Here is a 21,750-nt window from a genome sequence, read left to right on the forward strand (position 1 = left end):
ACTGCAAGGATACGATGCCCGGTCCTGTTTCTTGATGGTTCGATTGGAATAACCACGATCATGCAACGCGTCATCCCAACCCTGCGAGCAACTTGTCTTGTCATCGCGATCATCACGACCTTGATGGCGAATGCAGACGACTGGCCGCAGTTTCGCGGAATGAATCGTGATGCGGTGTGGAATGAAACGGGCATCATGCAGACCTTTCCGCCGGAGGGATTGGCGGTGCGCTGGCGTGCAGCGGCTGGAGGTGGATTCTCGAGTCCGGTGGTGGCGCAGGGTCGTGTTTACCTTGCTGACTCGGCTCTGCAAAAGCCGAAGGCACAGGAGCGTGTGCGTTGCTGGGACGAGAAGACGGGGCAGATTCTCTGGACGCATCTTTATGACGTGAGCTATCCCGACAACGCCTTCAATCCACCGCAAGGACCTGGTTCCACACCCATTGTCGAGGCGGGCAAACTGTTTGCTCTCGGCATCACCGGCCATCTTCATTGCCTCGATGCGGTCAAGGGCGAGGTGCTGTGGAAACGAAATCTGACTGCGGACTACGGGCTGGCGGAGTTCTCGGGCACCACGCCGAGCCCGTTGATCGAAGGCGACCTCATCATTTTGGTCATCGGCGGCAAACCGAGTGCGTGTGTCGTGGCGCTCGACAAGAACACCGGCAACGAAGTCTGGCGCGCGCTGGATGACAAATGGACTTACAGCTCGCCCATCGTCATCAGCGCCGGAGGTCAAAGACAGCTCATCGTGTGGACACCGGATGCGGTCACGTCCTTGAATCCCGTCAACGGCAAGACGTGGTGGCGGGAGGAACTCAACACGCCCGGAACACTTGCCACCGTGCCCACGCCGGTGCTCAAAGGCGACCTGCTGCTCTTTAGCGGTTTGATGTTTCAACTCGATCCTGCCAAGCCCGCCGCATCGGCGCTCTGGCCGGAGTCGAAAAACGGGACGAAGCGAATCCTGAGCCAGACTTCCATCCCATTGATTCTCGGCGATCATGTGTTCAGCGGCAAAATGCCGGGCAAGCTGGTCTGCCTCGAAGCACGCACCGGCAACCAAGTCTGGGAGACTGACAAGGTGACGGTCAAAAGCTCGGGATCGATCATTCATCTGACTCCCAATGGCCACTCCGTCCTGATCTTCACTGACGAGGGCAATCTGATCCGCGCGCGCCTGACACCGAAAGGCTATGAGGAACTCAGCCGCGTTCACGTCATCAATCCGACCTGCGCGTTCGGCGGCAGGAAAGTCGTGTGGCCGCCGCCCGCGTATGCCAACCAGCACATCTTTGCGCGCAATGAGGAGGAACTGATCTGCGCGTCATTGGCGGCAAAGCCGTGAAATACAGGTGAAGGGCGAAACACAGATAAGTGCGCATCCTTGAGTCTGCTGGAGGCTTTCCCTGGAGCGGTTCATAGCGTCGTCATCTTGCTGATGGCGCGCACACAGCAAGATGGCCTGCAAAGGCAAGCCGTCGGCTGCGTTGAGAGAGGTGCTGCCAGCGCCCAACCATGAAATCCACACTCACACTCCTCACCGCCCTGCTGCTCGCATCTGGGGCCGCTCTGCATGCTGCCGAGGATGCGAAGTCGGCGCGCAATGCCGCATGGCCGCCCGCGCACATGAAGGCTTTGCCTGCCGATTATCTCGAGCGCCTGCATCGGGCACTGGTGGCGCTGTTGGAGTCGGACAAGAAGCCCACGCCGGAGGCGAATCCGGTTCTGTGGGTGCGCTTTGGGATCGCGGGGCTGACGCTTGGGCAGCAGGTGGATCGCATCAACGGCTACCTTGAGGCTGACGGGTTCAAGTATCAGCCGAGCGACAAGTTTGGTTTCAGCCTCTTCTCCCTGCCGTATGTGAGACTCTACGCGCTCTTCAATGATCGCACGGGCACCATGAAAGGCCGGCTTTCGGCCAAGGCGCAGGCGAACCTGGAGAAGACGCTCTGGGATTGCGCCAAGGCGAACAGCAAACTCGCCGAGGCAAAGCGCGGCGTGTGGGACATGGACGGCTCCGAGAATCACCATGTGACGAGCAAGGTTTCCGATTTTCTCGTTGCCCAGTTCCTCAAAGACATCCCGGCTTATGCCGATTTGAAATACGATGACGGCTCGACGCTGCGGGAGCAGTATGCGTCTCGCCTCGCGTATTGGAGTCAGTGGATCGACTCGCGAGTTCGGCGCGGCCAGTTCATGGAGGACGGGGGTTCGAGTTATCAGAACTACACCATCGAGGCCTTGCTCAACCTCCGCGATTTTGCCGGGGACACCGTGTTGCGACGGAAGGCGGATATGTTTCTCGATTTGGTATTCGCGAACATCGCCGAGGAGACGCTGGGCGTTCAGCGCGGCGGCGCGAAGACGCGCACCAAGGACGAAAGCTTTCGCGACCGTGTTTACGATCTTCTGTTCGATTCGCCAGGCGCGTCCTTCGACCTCTCCAACTACCAGCTGGCCACGAGTGATTACTACCCGGCCCCGGCCATCGTCGCGCTGGCCAAAGAGTTTAAGAATCGCGGCGTCTATTCCTTTGCCAAAACCGCTCCTGGAGCCGTGGCCCCCGGAACCTCAGACACGGGATCGAAATGGCGAACGATGGACAGAGACAACCTGATGGTGCGAAATGGATTCGGCACCGCGCACTACATCATGGGTTCGCACGGCATGGACACCACCGCCAAAACCGGCCCGTATCGCGCCCAGCGCTGGCAGGGCCTTGTCTTCGCCAACGATCCCATGGCGTGCATCGGCATGGACGGCAAAAGCGGTGTGACGAAGGGCGGCTATATCAGCAACCCCTTCAAGACCATCCAGGATCGCAACGTGATGGTGACCATGAAATGGGGACCGGTGATCGACAAGGGCACCGATACGCTCCTGTGGATCTATCTCAGCAGCGTGCTGGATGCCGTGGAGGAAGAGGGAGGATGGATATTCGTTCGATCCGGCGGCGCCTATGCCGCCATCAGGATCGTGGAAGGCGGCTACAAGTGGTCGAGACCATGGCAGCACAGCGCGACTTTCAGTGTCAAAGAGAAGAGCTATGTCACGCCGACTTCAGCCGACACGCCGATCATCTCTGTGGCCAGCGATGCGGCCGATTACGGCAACGACTTCGCTGCCTTCAAGCGCTCTTTGGTCGCCCAGCCCATTGGCTGGAAAGGCGGCGTATTGACCTTCGCGACGATCATTCACGAAGGCCCGTTGAAACCTGGCACGGTGAATGGCGAGCCCGTCAATCTCAGGCCTTCGCGGGTCAATGATTCGCCGTTCATCCGATCCGATGCGGACAGCGGCATCGTCTATCTCCGCAAAGGCGAGGAGACGCTGAAGCTCGACTTCCGTGATGCGCAGAACCCCGTGAAGACCGTTGGCCTGCCCGTGACACCCGAGTTCCCGTCGGGCATGGGCACCGCGAAGCCCATCGTCTTTGGCAAAACGGATTAGAGGTCCCGGTGAACGAAAAGATGATGTGCTCCATTTTTGAGATTCACGGAATGCGGAGACAAGCCGTAGATCGACTCGTCATCTTGCTCCTGCTGCTCAGCACCGCCCGCGTATGCCAACCAGCACATCTTTGTGCGCAATGAGGAGGAGCTAATCTGAGCGTCGTTGGCGGCGAAGCCGTGAAAGGACTCTGCGGGAGCCAATCCCGCCGAGTTCAAGATTCCGCCGCGTCCCGTGCCAAATCCGGGAGGCGGGAAGTTCACGTCGCTGCCACCATTGATCGTGAAGTGAGAGCTGCTAATCGAATGAGCAGCGCAGGCGCGGAGACCTTGTGAGGATGCTGTTTGGGGTGAAGACCCCATGGTGTCGTAATGTCTTCCGGCTCAACCTCGGGACAGCAAATCAACGCACTCTCCTGCAAGGAGGCGGCCAATCGCATGAGCATCTGCGAACGTGCATGTTCATGAACCCACAAACCTATGAATCCACTCCGCATGAAAGTCTGGTCGCCGTATCTCGTCGGCGCGGGCATTGGGGTGTTGAACTGGCTGACGTTCGCCACGGTGGACAAGCCTATCGGCATCACCACGGCCTTTGAATACAGTGCCGCGCTCACCGAGCAGGAGGTCGCCCCACATATAGCGCAGCCCTATCTTGAGGCGAAGGCGAAGGACGGCAAGGTGCCGAAGATCGACTGGGAATGGATGCTGGTGCTCGGTGTGTTCATCGGGGCTTACGCCAGCGCGAAGATGTCGGGAGATCGGGCACCGGAGGAGAAGGTGCCGCCGCTCTGGCGATGGCGCTTCGGGTATTCGCCAGGCAAACGCTATGCCGGGGCTTTTCTCGGCGGGCTGATCATGATGCTCGGTGCGCGCATCGCGCAGGGCTGCACCAGCGGCCATGCGATCAGCGGCATCCTGCAACTCGCGCTTTCGAGCTGGATATTTGCGCCAGTCATGGGTTTGGCGGGCATGGCCGTGGCGTTCCTGATCTACGGGAAGGAGGGCCGGAGCCATGTTTGATGAGCCGCTCAAACTCGTGCTCGGTCTTGTCACCGGCATCCTCTTCGGCGTGCTGCTGCAAAAGGGGCAGGTCGCCAAATTTCAAAAGCTCATGGGGCAGTTTCTGCTCAAGGATTTCACAGTGGTGAAGATCATGGCGACGGCCATCGCGGTGGGCACCGTCGGCGTGCATGCGCTGGTGGCGATGGGCTTGGCGGAGATTCACATTCAAACCGCTTCGCTGGCGCGTGTGATCGTCGGCGGAGTGTTGTTCGGCACTGGCCTCGCGATCTTCGGGCTTTGTCCCGGCACGAGCGTCGCGGCGTGCGGCGAAGGCCGGCGCGATGCGATGGTCGGCGTGTTCGGGATGTTCATTGGCGCGGGCGTCTATGTCGCGGCGTTTCCGGCGTTGCTGCCGATGATCAAAGCAATGGTGGACTATGGAAAAGTGACGCTGCCACAACTCAGCGGCACCTCGCCGTGGCTATGGGTGGGAGCACTGGTGGCTCTTATCGTCATCGCTCTCGCGATGATCGAGCGCATTTATCCCCGAAAACTAGATGCCAACCTTTAACCAAAACCCAAAACTCCATGGCACTTGTCTTTGAACGCATCCAAACCGAAGGCATCGCGGAGCTTTCTTATCTCCTCGGCGATGACAGCGACGGCGTTGCCGCCGTTTTCGACCCGACTCCAGACGTGGACAAATACGTCACCTTGGCGCGCGAGAAGAAGGTTTCCATCACCCACATCTTCGAGACGCACATTCATGCGGATCTGGTGAGCGGTGCGCTGGAGCTGTGTGCTCGTGTCGAGTCGGCCAAAGTGTTTTGCAGCCATGAAGGCGATGCGCGCTATGGCTTTGATCACGAAAAGTTGAAGGCTGGTGACAAGTTTACACTCGGCAAGTCGATCGTCACGGTGCGCCACACGCCAGGACACACGCCCGAGCATGTGAGCTACGAGCTGGCCGAGAAAGATCACCCCGAGACTCCATGGGGCGTGCTGACGGGTGATTCGCTGTTTGTCAATTCGGCGGGCCGGCCCGATCTGCTCGGTTCCAGCGAGACCGAGGAACTCACCAAGAAGCTGTTTGAAACACTGCGCGGGTATTTTATCGCGCTGCCTGACAGCGTCGTGATTCACCCCGCGCATGCCCACGGCTCACCGTGCGGCGCGGACATCGGCGACCGGCTGGAGAGCACCATAGGCTACGAGCGGAAGTTCAATCCTTACCTCCAGTTCACTGACTTCGAGAAGTTCAAGGAACATGCCCTGAGCAGCGCGCCGCCGGTGCCGAAGTATTACCCGCTGATGAAGAAGCTGAACGCCAAAGGGCCGGAGGTGCTCGGCAATCTGCCGCGTGTGCCAGGCCTGCCGGCAAAGACCTTCAACGAGGCGGTGGAGAAGAAAGCGGGGGTGCTCGTGGATACGCGGCTGATGCTGGCTTTCGGCGGCGGTCACATCAGGGGCGCGCTGAGCATTGGTGCCACGCCCATGCTCTCGATCTGGGCGGGCTGGTTGCTCGAACCGGACAAGCCGATCCTCCTCGTGCTCGATAGCGACAGCAAAGTGGATGAGGTGGTGAAGCTCTTCATCCGCACCGGTTACAACAAGTTCGCGGGCTATCTCGTCGGCGGGATGACGGCATGGGACAATGCCGGACTGCCGCTGGAGGACGTCGGCCAGATGACCGTGCATGAAATCAAGGACGCCGGAACGGGCTTGCAGATCGTGGACGTGCGTTCGCCTGACGAATGGCAGAAAGGCCACGTGCCGGGAGCAGTTCACATGTTCCTGCCGGAACTACGCAAGCAGTCCGTCGCGCTCGACAAGGAAAAGCCAGTCGCGGTGTATTGCGACAGCGGCTATCGCGCGAGCATCGGCACGAGCATTCTCAAGCAGGAAGGTTTTGGCTGCGTCTGCAACGTGCCCGGAAGCTGGCAGGCGTGGAAGAAGGCGGGATTTCCAATCGAAGGAAAAAGCGAATGAAGAACTTTCTGACCATTTTGTTGTTGCTGCCATCGCTTGCGAGCGCGGCGGACTTTGGCGTGAACGCCACGGACTATGACGGTGGCGCGTGGTCGCCTTATCTCGTCGGCGCGGGCATCGGCGTGTTGTCGTGGCTGACGTTCTACTTCGCCGACAAACCCATCGGTGCGTCGTCATTTTACGCGATGGTCGCGGGCCTCATCGGCAAGAGCGTCGCGCGCAAGCACACGGAGTCGCTGAAGTATTACCAGACCAATCCGCCAGCGGTGGACTACGGCTTCGTGTTCGTCACCTGCACCATTCTCGGGGGCTTCATCTCGGCGTGGACTGGCGATGAGATTCGCAATGAATGGCTGCACCCGATGTGGGTGGATCGCTTCGGCGACAGCATCGCGTTGCGGGGGATCGTCGGCTTCATCGGCGGTGTGCTGATGGCCTTTGGCTCGCGGCTTGCGGGCGGTTGCACCAGTGGTCACGGCATCAGCGGCACGTTCCAGCTTAATGCCGGCTCGTGGCTCACGGTCATCTTCATGTTCGTCGGTGGCATTGCCACCGCCATGCTCCTCTACACCACGTTATGATCGATCCCGGCAAAGCAGTGAAGGAATCCAGCGCGCCGCCTCCGGGGGTGCCCGCAGGCAAGAAGCTTGTGGCCGCGATCATCTTCGGCACCGCCTTCGGTTTCCTTTTGCAAAAAGGCGGCGTCGGCAAATACAACGTCCTCATCGGCCAGCTCCTGCTCCAAGACTTTACCGTCGCCAAGGTCATGATGACCGCCGTCGTCGTGGGAATGATCGGCGTGTTCACGCTGCATCATTTTGCCAAGGTGAATCTGGACATTCATCCGACTAGGATCGGCGCGCAGATCATCGGCGGCGCGTTGTTTGGTATTGGCTTTGCGCTCATCGCCTACTGCCCCGGCACCGGCACGGCGGCGCTTGGACAAGGGAGCTGGGACGTGCTCTTCGGCATGGCTGGTTTGATTGCCGGCTCCTACCTGTTTGCCGAAATGTCTGCGTGGTTGAAGCGCACGGTCGAAACGTGGGGCGACAAAGGCAAAGTCATGCTGCCCGATCTGCTGCACATCCCGCGTGGCGTGTTCGTGCCCGCCTTCGCGCTGATCATGATCATCGCACTCTACGCGATGGAACGCTTTACCATCCTCTGATGCCATGACGACTCCGACTGCCCATGCATTCTCGCCGGGAGGCATGATCGTGCGCGAGATGGAGCCGTTGAATCTCGAGATGCCGTTCGGCTCGCTCGACGGATTCATCACGCCAGTGGAGCTGTTTTTTGTGCGCAGCCACTTTGCAATCCCGGACATCGACATGAAGACATGGCGTTTGAAGATCGAGGGCGAGGTCGAGACGCCGTTTGAACTGACCTATGATGAACTGAGGGAGATGGAGCCGCACACGATTCCCGTGACGCTGGAATGCGCGGGCAATGGACGCGCATTCCTCACGCCCCAGGCCAAAGGCGCGCAGTGGGAGCGCGGCGCGGTCAGCAACGCGGAGTGGACCGGAGTACGGCTCGCCGACGTGCTGCGGCTCGCTGGCGTGAAGGCCTCCGCCTCCGAAGCGATCTTTGAGGGTGCTGACGAGGGCGAGATCAAGGAGCCGCCTGGACCTGCGGGCAAGATTCATTACACGCGCAGCATGCCGTTGAAGAAGGCAAAGGACGATGTGCTGCTCGCTTTCAAAATGAACGGTGAGGAGCTGACGCCCGCGCATGGCGCGCCGCTGCGTGTGATTGTGCCCGGCTGGTATGGCATGGCCTCGGTCAAATGGCTGACGCGGATCATTGCCAGCGACAAGCCGTTCAACGGTTACTATCAGACCATCGACTACGCATACTGGGAACGCGGCACAAGCGCGCCGACACTCATTCCCATCACCGAGATGCAAGTGAAGGCGCAAATCGCGCGGCCCGGATTTGCCGACGCCGTGCGCGCCGGGGAGATGTATCAAGTCACGGGTGCCGCGTGGACCACCGAGGCTGAGATTACGAAGGTGGAAATCAGCACGGATGGCGGCGCGACGTGGGATGACGCGCGCCTGCTCAGAGAGCCGGTCCGCAACGCCTGGCGGCTGTGGGAATATGATTGGCAGGTGCCGTTCAAACCAGGAAAGGCAACGCTCATGGCTCGCGCGACGGACTCGGAAGGCCGCACGCAGCCAGCGAAACGGGACGACGACCGTGGCAGCTACATCGTGAACCACTGTCTGCCCATTGAGGTCAATGTGCGGTGACGTCAGGTTTCAGCTAGCCGCCTGCGGCTGATGATGTCCCGCTCGATTCATTCGGTCTGAATCATCAATCGCCGGGTTATGCAAGGGACAATGCGATGTCACAAGCTATGCAACAAAGGCAGAAGGAGCTGCTTATTCTGAAACAAATCCTCCTTCCCCCATGAAACGCTTCACTCTCTTGCTCCTGCTCTTCATCGGAAGCGCTCACGCGGCGGAGCCGGACACGCGCATCGCCGCACGGCAGATCGACACGCTGCTCGCCCAGGATTGGCAGAAGCATTCACTGAAAGGCAACGCACCCGCGAGTGACGAAATCTTCGTCCGCCGCATCCATCTTGATCTCGTGGGGCGCATCCCGACGCATCAGGAGACGGTTTCGTTTCTGAGCGCCACGGACAAAGACAAGCGCGCAAAACTCATCGACCAGTTGCTCGCGAGCGAGGGCTTCACGATGCATCAGTTTCACTTCTATGCGGATCTGCTGCGGGTGCTGAGCAAGGGCACTTACAATGGCGATGCGGGCCGCGTCACGGGCATGGCGTATGCGGAGTTCATCAAAGACAGCGTGCGGACGAACAAGCCGTATGACCAGCTCGTGCGCGAGCTGGTCAGCGCGCAGGGCAAGGTGTGGGAGAACGGTGCGGTGGGCTATTACCAGCGGGATCGCGGCATGCCGTTGGACAACCTTTCCCTCACCATGCGCATCTTCACCGGCACGCGCATTGAGTGCGCGCAGTGTCACAATCATCCCTTCGACAAATGGACGCAGATGCAGTTTCACCAGATGGCGGCCTATACTTACGGCGTGCAGACGGTGATGGGCATCTACAGCCCTTCGTTCTTCGGGATGCTCGCGCTGCAAAAGGAACGCCGCGAGAAGAACGGCACATCAATGGACGACGAGATCCATCTGCGGCAGGCCTTCAATGAGATGATCGTGCCGATCAAGCACGCCTGGGTCAGTCGCAATCCGCAGCAGCTCCGCCTGCCGCATGATTACCAATACGACGACGCCAAGCCGAAGTCGCTGGTGAAAGCCGCCACGCTCATGGGAGCGCCCGCTGAGTATGATCCGAAGGGCAATCCGCTGGAGTCATTCGCTGCATGGATGACCTCGCCGGAGCATCCGCGCTTCACCGTGGTCATCGCGAATCGTTTGTGGAGGAAGCTCTTCGGCATCGGCCTCATCGAACCGGCGGATGAGATCATGGACACGACCGTGGCGGCGAATCCAGCGCTCATGGAGCATCTGCGGCGGCTCATGATTGCGCAGCGTTATGATGTGAAGGCCTTCCTGCGCGTGCTGTGCAACACGCAGGCTTATCAACGCGAAGTCACGCGCACGGAACTCGCCCTGGGCGAGGTTTATCACTTCACCGGCCCGCTGCTGCGCCGCATGACGCCGGAGCAGATGTGGGACAGCTTCACCACGCTCATCCACACCGCACCCGACCTGCCGAATGTGCCGCTGCGCGAGGCGACGGACACATTTCTCGCGAATGCGCGCAAGCTCGGTGAGGCGCTGGAACATCTCACGCCTGCCGAGCTGCTCCAGCGCGCCGACATCACCAGTGAGGTTTTCCGCAAGAACGCGGCGCAGTTCAAAGTGCTGCAACAAGGCATCGCCGAGGCGCAAAAGCGCGAGGACAAGGCAACGGTGAAGGCACTGGCGGGTGAACTCGGTGTCTTGCGCAAAGCAGCGATCCAAACCGCCGACGAACAAATCTACATCCCCGCCGTGATGAAACTCTCGGCTCAAAGCAAGCAAACCGGCGAGAGCTACAAGGGCATCGAAGTCCCCGGCTACCAGCCACCTGACCGCAGCGCCGAAACTGCCGCGCAAACGCAGCTTTTCCTCGCCGATGCCGCGCGTGTCGGCATCCCACCTGCCCAGCACGCCATCTATCTCAAACATCGCCAGTCCATGATGCGCCTTTGGCCCCGCGCCGCTGAGATCGACAGCCCCGCGCCTGCCGGACACGCATTACGCGAGTTCGGCCAGAGCGACCGCGAGTTCGTCGAGAACGCCAACCACGACGCCAGCGTGCCGCAGGCACTCGTGTTAATGAACGGCCAGATGCTGCCCAACATCCTGAACTCATGGTCGCAGGTCATGCTCGCCGTGAAGCAAGCCCGCTATCCCGACGACAAGATCGAAGCCGTCTATCTCGCCCTTCTCTCACGCAAGCCCACCGCCGAGGAAATGGCCGCCTGGGCAAAAGCGCAGTCGCATGGCTTGAACACGATCCAAGACCTGGTCTATGCGTTGCTGAACTCGCAGCAGTTCATCTTTATCCAGTAGGTAACGACAACCATGAAGACGAACCCGCTCACCCGCCGCCACTTCCTCCGCGCCGCTGGCACGGTCATCGCGTTGCCCGCGCTGGAGTCCATCGGCTTTCGCCGCTTTGCGTCCGCAGCAGCGGTTGTGGCGAGACCAAAGCGTGTGGTGTTTCTCGGCTTTGGCTGGGGCGTGACGGAGGAGTCGTGGTATCCAGATGCTAAGGTGACTGGTGCGCAATACAAACTGCCGCCGGGGCTTGCACCGCTCGCGCGACATCAGTCGGACTTCACCGTCGTGCAGGGGTTGACGAACAAATTCGCGAACGAGGCACATTGGGGCAGCACGTTCTGGCTCACGGGCGCGAATCGCTATGCGGAGCCGGGACAGAGCTTTCATAACAGCATCTCCGCCGATCAGGTCGCAGCGGCGGCACTCGGAAAAGACACGCGCTTCACCTCCATCCAGCTCGGCAGCCCGGATGCCACGAACAACGGTCACGGCCCCGGCCTCTCGCTGGCCTGGGATCAGCGTGGCAAGCCGCTCGCGGGCATGGACAACCCCGTGCTTGCCTATCATCGCCTGTTCTCGGATGACGCGATGCCCCTCGCACAACGACAGGCAATGCTCGCGCAAAAGCGCAGCGTGCTCGACGCCGTGAGGACCGATGCGAAGCGAGTGCAGCGCGGCCTGAGCAAGGCCGACACCGACAAGCTCGACGAATACTTCCAGGGCGTGCGCGACATCGAGACGCGTCTGTCCAAGGACGAGCAATGGCTCAACGTGCCGAAACAAAAAGCGCCGTTCGACGAACCGAAGCCAGGTCTCGCCGGACGCGATGAGATCAAGCTCATGTATGACCTCATCGTCGCCGCGCTCCAGACCGACGCCACGCGTGTCATCACCTACCGGCAGCCGGTCGGCACGCTGATCAACAGTCTGGGGCTAAAAATCGCGCCACACGACATGAGCCACTACACCACCGGCGACCGCCTGGAGGCATCGCAACGCCGCGACGTGACGCAAAGCGAACTGCTCGCCGGCCTGCTCGACAAGTTGAAGGCGGTGAAGGAACCCGACGGCACGAGCCTCTTCGATCACACTGCGCTCGCCTACGGCAGCAACATCCGCACGAGCCATTACCTCGACAACTGCCCCACCATCCTCGCCGGAGGAGGTGCGCGCCTGAAATTGGGCCAGCACCTCGTCCTGCCGCGCAACACGCCTTTGTGCAATGCCTGGCTAACCATGCTGCACGGCCTCGGCATCGAAGCCGAGCGCCACGGCGACAGTTCGGGCGTGGTGAAGGCGCTCATGATTTGACTCAACCTGCTGGTAAAAGATTGGGGGTAAAAAATTCAAGAAGCCATTTTCATCTTTTACCAGCCATCGCCTGCCATGCCGATTCATTGCCCCATCGTCACGAAGCGCATCTCGCAGCAAGAGTTCAAGCTCCTTGCGAGCGAGGTGATGGGGCACGTCTTCGACATTCACAATGATTTTGGCCGCTTTTTCGATGAGGTTGTTTACAAGAAGGAGCTTGCTGATCGCATGAGTGGAGTTGTGCTCGAGTTGGAGGTCATCGTCACTCACGGCACTTTTTCCAAGACCTACTATGTGGACGTTCTGATCAACAGCAGCGGCCTGTTTGAATTCAAGGCGGCAGACGCCATTCATCCCCGCCATCGTGGACAGACTCTCAACTACCTCCTGCTTCTGGATCTAGCCCACGGCAAAGTGATCAACATGCGCCCCGAATCCGTGGGACATGAGTTTGTGAACTGCCCCGCCAGATTGGCCGACCTCAGAAATCCTCAAGTCGTGGATCGACGCTGGCTGCCACAATCCGCCGGAGCCAGCGCACTGCGCGACATCCTCATGCCGCTCATCGCTGACTGGGGAGCAGGTCTGGAGACGAGTTTGTATGAAGAGGCATTGACGCACTTTCTCGGCGGCGATGACAAGGTGCTCGTTCCTGTGCCGGTTATTGGTAACAAGGGTCATCTCGCAGACCAGCGGATGCGTTTGTTAGCTCCCAACGTGGCTTTTAAGTTCACCGCCTTGCAGGAACGGCTTGATGAGTTTGAGAGCCAGGCAAGGAGACTCCTTCGGCATACTTCGCTGCAAACGATTCATTGGGTCAACATCACGCAGACCACCGTTCAATTCGTCACTCTGACTTAACCAACATGTCCCGACTGCTATCACATATTGGATTAGCTGGTAAAAGATTGGGGGTAAAAGATGGGAAAGCCCTTCTGAATCTTTTACCCCCAATCTTTTACCAGCAAAAAGTCAGACTCCTCTCCGTCAGTCTGCTTGTCTGCCCGCTATTCTCTTCCTCTGCCGCCGAACCTCCGCATGCGCAGCTCGATGAAAAACACCGGGCGTTTTTCAAAGACTACTGCGTCGAGTGCCACAACGCGGAGAAGCAGAAGGGCAAGCTGCGGTTGGATGACATTTCGTTCGCCATCGAGTCGGTGGAGAACGCGGACCGCTGGCAGAAGATTCTCAACCAACTGAACTCTGGCGAGATGCCGCCGGAGGACGAGAAGCAGCCGGAGGCGAGTGCGAAGACGGAGTTCCTCGACGCTCTCGCAGGCACGATGGTCACTGCGCGCAAGGGCATCGGCGATCAGGGCGGGCAGATCGTCATGCGGCGGCTGAACCGGCGCGAATACAAGAACACCATTCGCGATTTGCTGGGCGTGGAGATCGATGTGCGAGATCTGCCAGCGGATGGCGGCACGGGCGGCTTCGACACGGTGGGCGCGTCGCTTTTCATGTCGGGCGACCAGATCGAGCAATATCTCGCGCTGGGCCGCCGCGCGCTGGACGAGCATTTCGAACGCAGCAGTTCCCTCGTCGCGAAGCAGCCGCTCAAAGCGCGCACGGAGGCGGAGAAAATGGGCAACCAGCGCATGGACGGCCTCTTCAAACGCACCCAGGAGCAGCACGACAACTATGTGCGCTGGACGACGGAGGTGGATGCTGCGGCGAAGCGACCTGAGAATGTGGCGATCGCCGAAAAGCTGCGGAAGGACGCGGAGAAACCCCGTCCGTCCTCCGGTGTGCCGTATGCCACGCCGATGCTGTTCTATCACGGCTGGGACCAGATCAGCGGCGCGCCATCGCCGGTGAAGTTTGGGTTTCAGGACGCGCAGGCGGCGTTCTTTGAGGAACTGCAATACAAGGGCCACTTCGACTACTATGCCGATTATCAAAAGCTGCCGGGCCGCGACACGGGCGCGTGGCTGCTCTTTTACCAGGCCTATCGCGAGACCTATGTCGAAGCGGACGCGAAGTGGCCTGCCGGGCGCTATACGCTGCGGATGCGCGTCGCCGCGAACGAGACTGTGCCGAAGGAGCGCCGCTTCATCGAGGTCGGCCAGCGGGGCGAGGACGTCAGTGCCTTCACCGTGCTCAGCGCTCATCAGATCACAGGCACATTGACGCAACCCCAAGTGATCGAGCTGAATGTGGAGGTGAACACACAGGGGAAGCGTGAATTTGCCCTCCGCGAGCGGCGGCCCAATTCGCGCGAGGCGGAGATCCGCAGCTATTACGATGCGAAGGAAAAGACCGGGAAAGCCCCGGTGCCTGCGATCTGGATCGACTGGGTGGAGATCGAAGGACCGGTCAGCGCGACGCCCGCCGTGGCGCAGGAGCCATTTCGCGCGCGCACGGAGGCCGAAGTGCTCGGCAACCAGCGCATGAACAACAACCTGAAGCGCCTCAAGGAAGGGCATGAGCAATACGCGCGCTGGATGGCCGCCGTGGAGGCAGCCGCGAAGCTGCCGGAGAATGTGAAGCTCGCTGCCGAGCTGCGCGAGAGCACGAAAATCCCCTCCATGAACCCCTTTGACGGACGCCGCGTGGGGCTGCTGTTTAACAACAAGTGGGAGGTGATCAAGGGCGCGCCCGCGCCGCAGACCTTCGGCCTGGGTGATGCTGAAACAGCGCGCGTGCAGGAGTTGGAGCACATTTACCAGTTCCAATATTTCACCGACTACATGAAGCTGCCCGCACGCGACACCGGCGCGTGGCTGGGCTTTTACTTCGCGTATCGCGAGACCTATGTGGCCGCTGACGCGAAGTGGCCGCCGGGGCGCTACACGCTGCGCATGAGAGTGTCGGCGAACGAGGCGGCACCGAAGGAGCGACGCTTCATCGAGATCGGCCAGCGCACGCCTGACCCCAAGGACGTCACCACCTTCACCGTCGTCAGCGCGCATCAGGTCACGGGCACGCTGAATGAGCCGCAGATCATCGAGCTGGACGTGAATGTGAGCGCCGATGGCTTCCGCGAGTTCGCACTGCGTGAAAAGCGCCCGAACTCGCGCACGGCGGAGATGGGCCTGTTCCACGATCACTTTGCCAAAACCGGCACCGGTCCGGTTCCGGCAGTGTGGGTGGACTGGTTTGAGATCGAGGGGCCGCATGAAGCACCCCGCGTTGTCACATCGTTTGTTCCCCGCACGCAGGACCGCGCCGGAGTGAGCGAGGTGATCGAGCGCTTCGCCACGCGCGCCTTTCGCGGCCAGAAGCCGGACGCGGAATACATTGACAAGCTCCTGCTTCTCGCCGTGACGCGGGGCAAGGCAGGTGATTCGCTCGAAGACGCGCTGAAGGAGTCATTCAGCGTCGTGCTCTCCTCACCGGGCTTTCTCTACCTTCAAGAAACTGGCTCCCCATCTTTTACCCGCAATCTTTTACCAAAAGAAGAGGCTGGTAAAAGATTGGGGATAAAAGATGAAAATCGAAAAGCACTGACTCCGCTCGAACTCGCCTCGCGCCTCTCTTATTTCCTCTGGAGCGCACCGCCAGACGATGAACTGCTCAAAGCCGACCTCACCAATCCCCAAGTCCTCGCCGCGCAGGTTGACCGCATGATCGCCAGTAAGAAGGCCGATGAGTTTGTCAGCGGCTTTGCGCATCAATGGCTCGGCCTCGACCGGCTCGATTTCTTCCAGTTCGACTTCCGCAAGCATCGCGCCTTCGACGACAGCGCGAAGGCCCACGCACGAGAAGAAGTGTATCAAACGCTCGCCACTTTGCTGCGCGAGAATCTCAGCCTGCGCTGCCTGCTCAAATCCGACTTCGTCGTCATCAACGGCCTGCTCGCCGACTACTACGGGCTCGACGGCATCACAGGCGACGAGTTTCGCAAGGTCTCGCTGCCCGCCGGATCGCCACGCGGCGGGCTGCTCGGCATGGCCGCCATACTCGCCATGGGCAGCAATGGCGATCACACCAGTCCCGTGGAGCGTGGCGCGTGGGTGCTGCGCAAGCTGCTCCACGATCCGCCACCGCCCGCGCCGCCGAATGTCCCACAGCTCGACCGCCTCAAAGGCAAGGTGCTCACCGTGCGCGAGCGCATGACCGCGCACCAGGAGGAGCCGCAATGCGCAAGCTGCCACCGCAAGATCGACCCCATCGGCTTCGGTCTCGAAAACTTCGACGCCGCCGGCAAATGGCGCATCGAGGACAGCTACCAGCTCGGCACCGGCCCCAAGAAAACCTGGCCCGTCAATCCCGCCGCCGCCTTCCACCACGGCCCCGCCTTCAAAGACTACTTCGAGCTGCGCGACCTCATCACCGCGAAGTCCGATCAGTTTGCCCGAGGCTTCACTGAAGCCCTCATCGAATACGCCCTCGGCAGACCCTTCGGCTTCACCGACGAAGACCTCGCCGTTCGTGTCGTGCAGCAGGCGCAGCAAAAAGACTTCGCCTTGCGTGAGTTCATCCACGCCCTCGTCGCCAGCGACACCTTCCACATGAAATAGGCCGCGCATCACAGCCATGCTGCGTAGCCCGACAGAAGAACACCTGTGTTCAGGTCGTTTCATGGAACGCCTTTCCATGCCATGAAACTTCTTCGCGCATCCATCTTCCTTGCCTATGCCTCACATCTGGCCTGCCACGCGCAGGAAAAGACGAAGGAGGATTTTCTCCAGAATGACTCACGCAGATTGTCGCAGCTAGAAAAGGCCGTGGTGCTCACGGATTTGTCGAAGATGGAACCGGCTGCGGCGCTCATCACTGGAAAGCGCCAGAAAGGGAAGTGGAAGATGATTCCCTTCACCACGGCGGAGATGAAAGGCACAGCGCTCTCGATCTACAGCGCCACGAATCCGCCGGTGGTGAAGCTGCCGCTGACACAGCGCGGCTGGCATGGCGTGTATGTCGGACTCGCGACGACCTCGGGCGGCTTCAACATCGGCGGGAACGGCATCAAGGCGAAGCTGAGCGATGAGCCGGTGTTCCGACGTATGGCGAACAATCTTGCGCTACTGGAAAACCGGCGCGCGGTCATTCAAGAGTGCTTTGTCACTGTGGCGGATTTGAAGGGGCAGTCCGTCGAGATCGCGCCGATGCCGGGACTGCCTGCGACGGTTTGTTATGTGAAAGTGGTGCCGATGACCGACGCGGAGGTGAAGGCGAGCCAGACGAAATCGAAGCATCGCACCTCCATCGCCACATTTGACGGTCATAGCTGGATCTGGCCCTTCAAACCAACGACGGCGGAGGAGCTGGCAGAGGAGTTTCGTGGCTATGAAGGCACAGACATCGGCAAGTGGTGGTTTCAGGTCACGGGCAGCGATCTGGTGTGCTATCCGAGCAAGGTGGGCACTTATCCAGGCGAAGGCACCATCGACTTCCCCACTGGTGCGTACATGGTTTATACGAAGTCGCTGGAAGCGCTGTTCAAGAAGGGCATCAACCCGCTCAAAGTCGCGCGTGATGCCGCGAAGGCACAGGGCGCGGAATTTCATGTGATGCTGCGGCCCGCTGGCTGGGTCGGCTCGATGCCATATGAGGAGACCTTCAACAGCAAATTCTTCTACCAGCATCCCGAATGGCGCTGCATCGACCGCGACGGTACGCCGACGTTTTACATGAGCTACGCCAATCCCGAAGTGCGGAAGCAGTTGATCGAGATTTTCCGCGAGATGTTGGAGCTACAGCCAGAGGGTGTGGGCTTCGTCTTCAATCGCGGCATGCCGCTCATGCTGTGGGAGGACGCGTTTTGCGAGCGCTTCAAAAAGATGCACAACGCCGATGCCAAATCAGTCGAGGACGACGATCCCCGCATCCATGCCACGCGCGCAGCCATCATGACGGACTTCTTGATGGAGGTGCGTGCCCTCCTGGATGAAACAGCGACCAAACAAGGCCGCAAAGAGCGCTACAAGATCTCGCTCGGCACCTTCGCCAAAGAAGCGGATAACCAACGTTGGGGCCTCGACCTGCCGAACTGGATTCAGCGCGGCCTCGTGGATGACATCGCGACAACGTGGTTCGCCTACCACACCTCCTTCACCAAGACTCCCGGCCAGGTGGACATGGACTACTACCGTCGCATCACCAAAGGCACGAACACGAAGGCCTACCCGATGGTCATCGCCTGGAAAACCGGCAAGCCAACAGAACTCTGCAAAAACGTCGCCGCCTATCTCATTAAAGGCGATCCAGGCGTTGCCATCTGGGACCCGCAGGTGATGAAAGGCTGGCCAGACAACTATCCCGGCAACGTCTTCGACATCCTCGGCAAACTCGGCCATCGCGATGACCTGCTGCGCTGGGCAAAAAGCGGCATTCCACAGCCACTGACGATCCCGCTCACGCGATTGGACGAGAACTACTTCAGCCGCTGGTTTCCGAACACAGGTTTTTGAAAGCGCGCTTGTTGGAATCTGAATTTCCAGTTTAGGATCCAATCATGTCTCCAACCCGCCGCTCATTCCTCAAGCACGCCAGTTTCGCGTCCTTCAGCCTGTGGATCCCCAAAACCTTCGCCGAGGCGACAGCCACCAAGCTCGCACGCAGCATGCCGGAAGCGGAAGGCGTGTCATCGAAAGCGATCCTCGATTTCCTGGATGCTGTGGCGCGTGAGAAGTTCGAACTGCACAGCTTCATGATGCTGCGGCATGGCAAAGTGATCGCGGAAGGCTGGTGGGAACCGTATGGGCCGGAGCTGGTGCATACGATGTACTCGATGAGCAAGAGCTTCACCTCGACGGCGGTCGGTTTTGCCGTCGCGGAAGGCAAGATGAGCGTCGAAGACAAGGTGGTGTCGTTTTTCCCGGATGATCTACCCGCGAAGGTCAGTGAGAACCTCGCGGCGATGCGTGTGAAGGATCTGCTCACGATGTCCACGGGTAACGAAAAGGAGCCGACGCAGACCTGCGTGAAAGAGGAGAACTGGGTGCGAACGTTTCTGGCGCAGAACATCGCGCACCAGCCGGGCGCGCAGTTCATGTACAACAGCGCGGCCACTTACATGTGCTCCGCCATTGTGCAGAAGGTCACAGGCAAGACGGTGCTCGAATACCTCACGCCGCGTTTGTTCGAACCGCTGGGCATTTCCGGCATGCGCTGGGAGACCTGCCCGCGTGGCATCAACACAGGAGGCTGGGGGCTGAGCATTCAGAGCGAGGGTCTCGCTAAATTTGGTCAATTGCTGCTTCAGAAAGGCCAGTGGAACGACAAGCAACTTCTTCCCGCCGCGTGGATCGAGGAAGCGACGCGTTTCCACATCCAGCAGCCCGGCGAGGACAAAAAAGACCGCCCGAAGGCGAAGAACGACTGGCTGCAAGGCTACGGCTATCAGTTCTGGCGCTGCCAGAACAAGGCGTTTCGTGGCGACGGCGCCTTCGGCCAGTTCACCATCGTTTTGCCCGAGCAGGACGCGGTGATCGTGATGACCAGCGAAAACAAAAACATGCAGGGCCAGCTCGATCTCGTGTGGAACCATCTGCTGCCTGCTTTGGATGCCAAATCGCCGCAGGCAGCCGATTTGAGCAGACTCAAAACGCTCCTGCTCGCGCCGCCGAAGGGGCGCAAGACCTTGCCGGACATCACGAACAAGTCCTACAAACTCGAAACGAACGATCTCGGCCTCAAAACCGCCTCGTTTGCATTTGAGGGTGGTCAATGCGTGTTCAAAGCCGATGAGCACACGATCACGTGCGGCCTCGAATCGTGGCTTCGTGGAGAAGCCGCCTTTCCCGGCACGCCGCCACGTCTGATCTCCGGTGGCAAGCCGAGGAGCGCCGTGCCTTCCAAAATCGCCGCCAGCGCGACGTGGATGGATGACAGCACGCTCGTCATGACCTGGCGCTACTACGAAACGCCGCACAGCGACACGCTGACCTGCAAGTTCGACGGCGAACAAGTCACGATCAGCTTCCTCAACAGCATCACCGCGATGAATCCGAAGGCCAAGGATGCGCGTGTGCCGTTGAAGGGACGAATTGCCTGACGAGAGTCATTGTCTCCGTCTTCCCGAGGTCTAAACAGTCCCCGCCAGTGTTGGAGGTTCGGGGCGGTTTTGGCCTGTTGTGTGCTGCAACAAATGGCGGTTTCCCTTCGTTCCCTCGGTCCCCATATTCCCCTCATGAATCGTCGTCGTTTTCTTCTTTCATCCCTCGGCTCCACCCTCGCGCTGCCGGGAATGTCCTCGCTCATGGCCAAGACCGTGGGCGGCTCCGTCCAGGCGGCAAAAGGTGCGGGAATGGGCGCACGGCGCTTTGTGGCGATTGGGAACCTGCTCGGCTACCAGACGAAGAGCCTGTTCCCCACGACGCAGGGCCGGAACTACGAGAAGACGACGCTGCTGGAGCCAGTTTGGGATATTCGCGACGAGATGACGGTTTTGCGCGGTCTCGATCATGGCGTGAAGGGCGGGCATTTCGCGGTGCATTCGTTCCTTTCGGGCGTGCTGAACTCTGAGGCGCAAAATCGGCCGGATGGGAATGTGACCATTGACCAGTTCCTCGCGGACGAGGTGGGCTTTGAGACGCGGTTTCCATCGCTCACGGTCGGTTCGGAAGGCGGCATCCATGGCGGTTGCCAGATCGCGTGGACGAAGTCTGGCGTGCGTGTGCCGCCAGTCACGAATCCAGCCGAGTTGTTCGAGAAACTCTTCGTCACCGACTCGAAGGAGCGTCAGGCTCGTCGGGCGGAGGAGAACCAGGTGCAGGCTTCCATCCTCGATTCCGTATTGGATGAGGCGAACCGTCTCTCGAAGCAGGTGAACAAGGAGGACAAGGACAAGCTCGACGAATACCTCACCTCCGTCCGTGATGTGGAAAAGCGCTTGGAACTGCGTCAGCGCTGGACGAATCAGCCGAAGCCGAAAGCGCCCTTCGACAAGCCCGCGAACCGCAACGCCGTGGAAGATCTGCCGCTGCTGTATGAGATGATCGCGCTCGCCTTGCAGTCGGACAGCACGCGCATCGCCACGCTGGAGATCGGCGGTGATTTCATGCCACAGCATCTCGGCATCAAAAAAGACTGGCACGGTCTCTCGCATCACGGCAATGCCCCCGAAGCCATCGCGGACCTCATCACGCTGGAGAAGTATCAGATCGAGCACTACGGCAAATTCGTCGCCCGACTCGCGAAGATGAACGACGGCGAGCGCACGCTGCTCGACTCGACGACGGTGCTTTTCGGCAGCGGCATGGGCGATGGCAATTCACACAAGAACTCCGACCTGCCCATCCTCCTCGCTGGGGGCGGCTACAAGCACGGCGAATTCCGCGAAGTGCCGCGTGAAGGCATCAACAAGGTGCCGCTGTGCAACCTCTTCGTGGACATCGCGCAGAAGATGGGTGTGGAGACCGATTCGTTCGGCAGCAGCACGGGGCGGTTTGCTTGAACGGAGGATTTTAACCGCTGATTAGACGCTAATGGGACGCTGATAACAGAAATCAGAATTCAGATCATTAGCGTCATGTCAGCGTCCAATTAGCGGTTTTTAA

Annotated in this window: 15 protein-coding genes; all 15 read left to right on the forward strand. The window is 60.0% G+C overall.

Annotation, left to right across the window (positions count from 1 at the left end):
• Window positions 1-60 precede the first annotated feature (60 nt).
• The 15 genes from U1A53_RS03595 to U1A53_RS03665 all read left to right on the forward strand — a co-directional run bounded on the left by U1A53_RS03595 (window position 61) and on the right by U1A53_RS03665 (window position 21,647).
• Entirely contained in the window at window positions 61-1,347 is a 1,287-nt protein-coding gene (locus U1A53_RS03595; protein WP_322279034.1) for a PQQ-binding-like beta-propeller repeat protein, read from the forward strand.
• Between the two features lie 170 nt (window positions 1,348-1,517).
• A complete protein-coding gene (locus U1A53_RS03600) occupies window positions 1,518-3,452 on the forward strand; it encodes a hypothetical protein (protein WP_322279035.1) in 1,935 nt (644 codons plus the stop codon).
• Window positions 3,453-3,931: 479 nt separating this feature from the next.
• A complete protein-coding gene (locus tag U1A53_RS03605) occupies window positions 3,932-4,474 on the forward strand; it encodes a YeeE/YedE thiosulfate transporter family protein (protein ID WP_322279036.1) in 543 nt (180 codons plus the stop codon).
• The gene (locus U1A53_RS03610; RefSeq protein WP_322279037.1) at window positions 4,467-5,027 is read left to right on the forward strand and encodes a YeeE/YedE thiosulfate transporter family protein; all 561 of its coding nucleotides are present in this window, start codon (window positions 4,467-4,469) and stop codon (window positions 5,025-5,027) included. Before U1A53_RS03605 ends, U1A53_RS03610 begins: the two co-directional genes overlap by 8 nt.
• Window positions 5,028-5,044: 17 nt before the next feature.
• Window positions 5,045-6,445: an MBL fold metallo-hydrolase gene (locus U1A53_RS03615; protein WP_322279038.1), complete on the forward strand. Its 1,401-nt coding sequence runs from the start codon at window positions 5,045-5,047 to the stop codon at window positions 6,443-6,445.
• Window positions 6,442-7,026, forward strand: coding sequence for a YeeE/YedE thiosulfate transporter family protein (locus tag U1A53_RS03620; protein WP_322279039.1), 585 nt, complete (start codon window positions 6,442-6,444; stop codon window positions 7,024-7,026). Before U1A53_RS03615 ends, U1A53_RS03620 begins: the two co-directional genes overlap by 4 nt.
• Complete coding sequence (locus U1A53_RS03625) at window positions 7,023-7,613, forward strand: YeeE/YedE thiosulfate transporter family protein (RefSeq protein ID WP_322279040.1); 591 nt, start codon at window positions 7,023-7,025, stop codon at window positions 7,611-7,613. Before U1A53_RS03620 ends, U1A53_RS03625 begins: the two co-directional genes overlap by 4 nt.
• Before the next feature lie 4 nt (window positions 7,614-7,617).
• Window positions 7,618-8,700: a sulfite oxidase gene (locus U1A53_RS03630; protein WP_322279042.1), complete on the forward strand. Its 1,083-nt coding sequence runs from the start codon at window positions 7,618-7,620 to the stop codon at window positions 8,698-8,700.
• 160 nt (window positions 8,701-8,860) lie between these two features.
• Window positions 8,861-11,002, forward strand: coding sequence for a DUF1549 domain-containing protein (locus U1A53_RS03635; RefSeq protein ID WP_322279044.1), 2,142 nt, complete (start codon window positions 8,861-8,863; stop codon window positions 11,000-11,002).
• Window positions 11,003-11,014: 12 nt separating this feature from the next.
• The gene (locus tag U1A53_RS03640) at window positions 11,015-12,304 is read left to right on the forward strand and encodes a DUF1552 domain-containing protein (RefSeq protein ID WP_322279046.1); all 1,290 of its coding nucleotides are present in this window, start codon (window positions 11,015-11,017) and stop codon (window positions 12,302-12,304) included.
• A gap of 75 nt (window positions 12,305-12,379) precedes the next feature.
• The gene (locus U1A53_RS03645; protein WP_322279047.1) at window positions 12,380-13,165 is read left to right on the forward strand and encodes a GxxExxY protein; all 786 of its coding nucleotides are present in this window, start codon (window positions 12,380-12,382) and stop codon (window positions 13,163-13,165) included.
• A 5-nt stretch (window positions 13,166-13,170) separates the two neighbouring features.
• Window positions 13,171-16,767: a DUF1588 domain-containing protein gene (locus tag U1A53_RS03650; protein WP_322279049.1), complete on the forward strand. Its 3,597-nt coding sequence runs from the start codon at window positions 13,171-13,173 to the stop codon at window positions 16,765-16,767.
• 81 nt (window positions 16,768-16,848) lie between these two features.
• A complete protein-coding gene (locus tag U1A53_RS03655) occupies window positions 16,849-18,660 on the forward strand; it encodes a hypothetical protein (RefSeq protein ID WP_322279050.1) in 1,812 nt (603 codons plus the stop codon).
• A 44-nt stretch (window positions 18,661-18,704) separates the two neighbouring features.
• The gene (locus tag U1A53_RS03660) at window positions 18,705-20,246 is read left to right on the forward strand and encodes a serine hydrolase (RefSeq protein WP_322279051.1); all 1,542 of its coding nucleotides are present in this window, start codon (window positions 18,705-18,707) and stop codon (window positions 20,244-20,246) included.
• A gap of 135 nt (window positions 20,247-20,381) precedes the next feature.
• Complete coding sequence (locus U1A53_RS03665; RefSeq protein WP_322279053.1) at window positions 20,382-21,647, forward strand: DUF1552 domain-containing protein; 1,266 nt, start codon at window positions 20,382-20,384, stop codon at window positions 21,645-21,647.
• Window positions 21,648-21,750 lie beyond the last annotated feature (103 nt).

Origin of the sequence: Prosthecobacter sp., assembly GCF_034366625.1 — a bacterium.
Taxonomy (GTDB): Bacteria; Verrucomicrobiota; Verrucomicrobiia; order Verrucomicrobiales; family Verrucomicrobiaceae; genus Prosthecobacter.

Excerpts from the sequence above, each read along its gene's own strand:
- U1A53_RS03595 (WP_322279034.1), top strand. The coding sequence starts at position 61 with ATGCAACGCGTCATCCCAACCCTGCGAGCAACTTGTCTTGTCATCGCG.
- U1A53_RS03600 (WP_322279035.1), top strand. The coding sequence starts at position 1,518 with ATGAAATCCACACTCACACTCCTCACCGCCCTGCTGCTCGCATCTGGG.
- U1A53_RS03605 (WP_322279036.1), top strand. The coding sequence starts at position 3,932 with ATGAATCCACTCCGCATGAAAGTCTGGTCGCCGTATCTCGTCGGCGCG.
- U1A53_RS03610 (WP_322279037.1), top strand. The coding sequence starts at position 4,467 with ATGTTTGATGAGCCGCTCAAACTCGTGCTCGGTCTTGTCACCGGCATC.
- U1A53_RS03615 (WP_322279038.1), top strand. The coding sequence starts at position 5,045 with ATGGCACTTGTCTTTGAACGCATCCAAACCGAAGGCATCGCGGAGCTT.
- U1A53_RS03620 (WP_322279039.1), top strand. The coding sequence starts at position 6,442 with ATGAAGAACTTTCTGACCATTTTGTTGTTGCTGCCATCGCTTGCGAGC.
- U1A53_RS03625 (WP_322279040.1), top strand. The coding sequence starts at position 7,023 with ATGATCGATCCCGGCAAAGCAGTGAAGGAATCCAGCGCGCCGCCTCCG.
- U1A53_RS03630 (WP_322279042.1), top strand. The coding sequence starts at position 7,618 with ATGACGACTCCGACTGCCCATGCATTCTCGCCGGGAGGCATGATCGTG.
- U1A53_RS03635 (WP_322279044.1), top strand. The coding sequence starts at position 8,861 with ATGAAACGCTTCACTCTCTTGCTCCTGCTCTTCATCGGAAGCGCTCAC.
- U1A53_RS03640 (WP_322279046.1), top strand. The coding sequence starts at position 11,015 with ATGAAGACGAACCCGCTCACCCGCCGCCACTTCCTCCGCGCCGCTGGC.
- U1A53_RS03645 (WP_322279047.1), top strand. The coding sequence starts at position 12,380 with ATGCCGATTCATTGCCCCATCGTCACGAAGCGCATCTCGCAGCAAGAG.
- U1A53_RS03650 (WP_322279049.1), top strand. The coding sequence starts at position 13,171 with ATGTCCCGACTGCTATCACATATTGGATTAGCTGGTAAAAGATTGGGG.
- U1A53_RS03655 (WP_322279050.1), top strand. The coding sequence starts at position 16,849 with ATGAAACTTCTTCGCGCATCCATCTTCCTTGCCTATGCCTCACATCTG.
- U1A53_RS03660 (WP_322279051.1), top strand. The coding sequence starts at position 18,705 with ATGTCTCCAACCCGCCGCTCATTCCTCAAGCACGCCAGTTTCGCGTCC.
- U1A53_RS03665 (WP_322279053.1), top strand. The coding sequence starts at position 20,382 with ATGAATCGTCGTCGTTTTCTTCTTTCATCCCTCGGCTCCACCCTCGCG.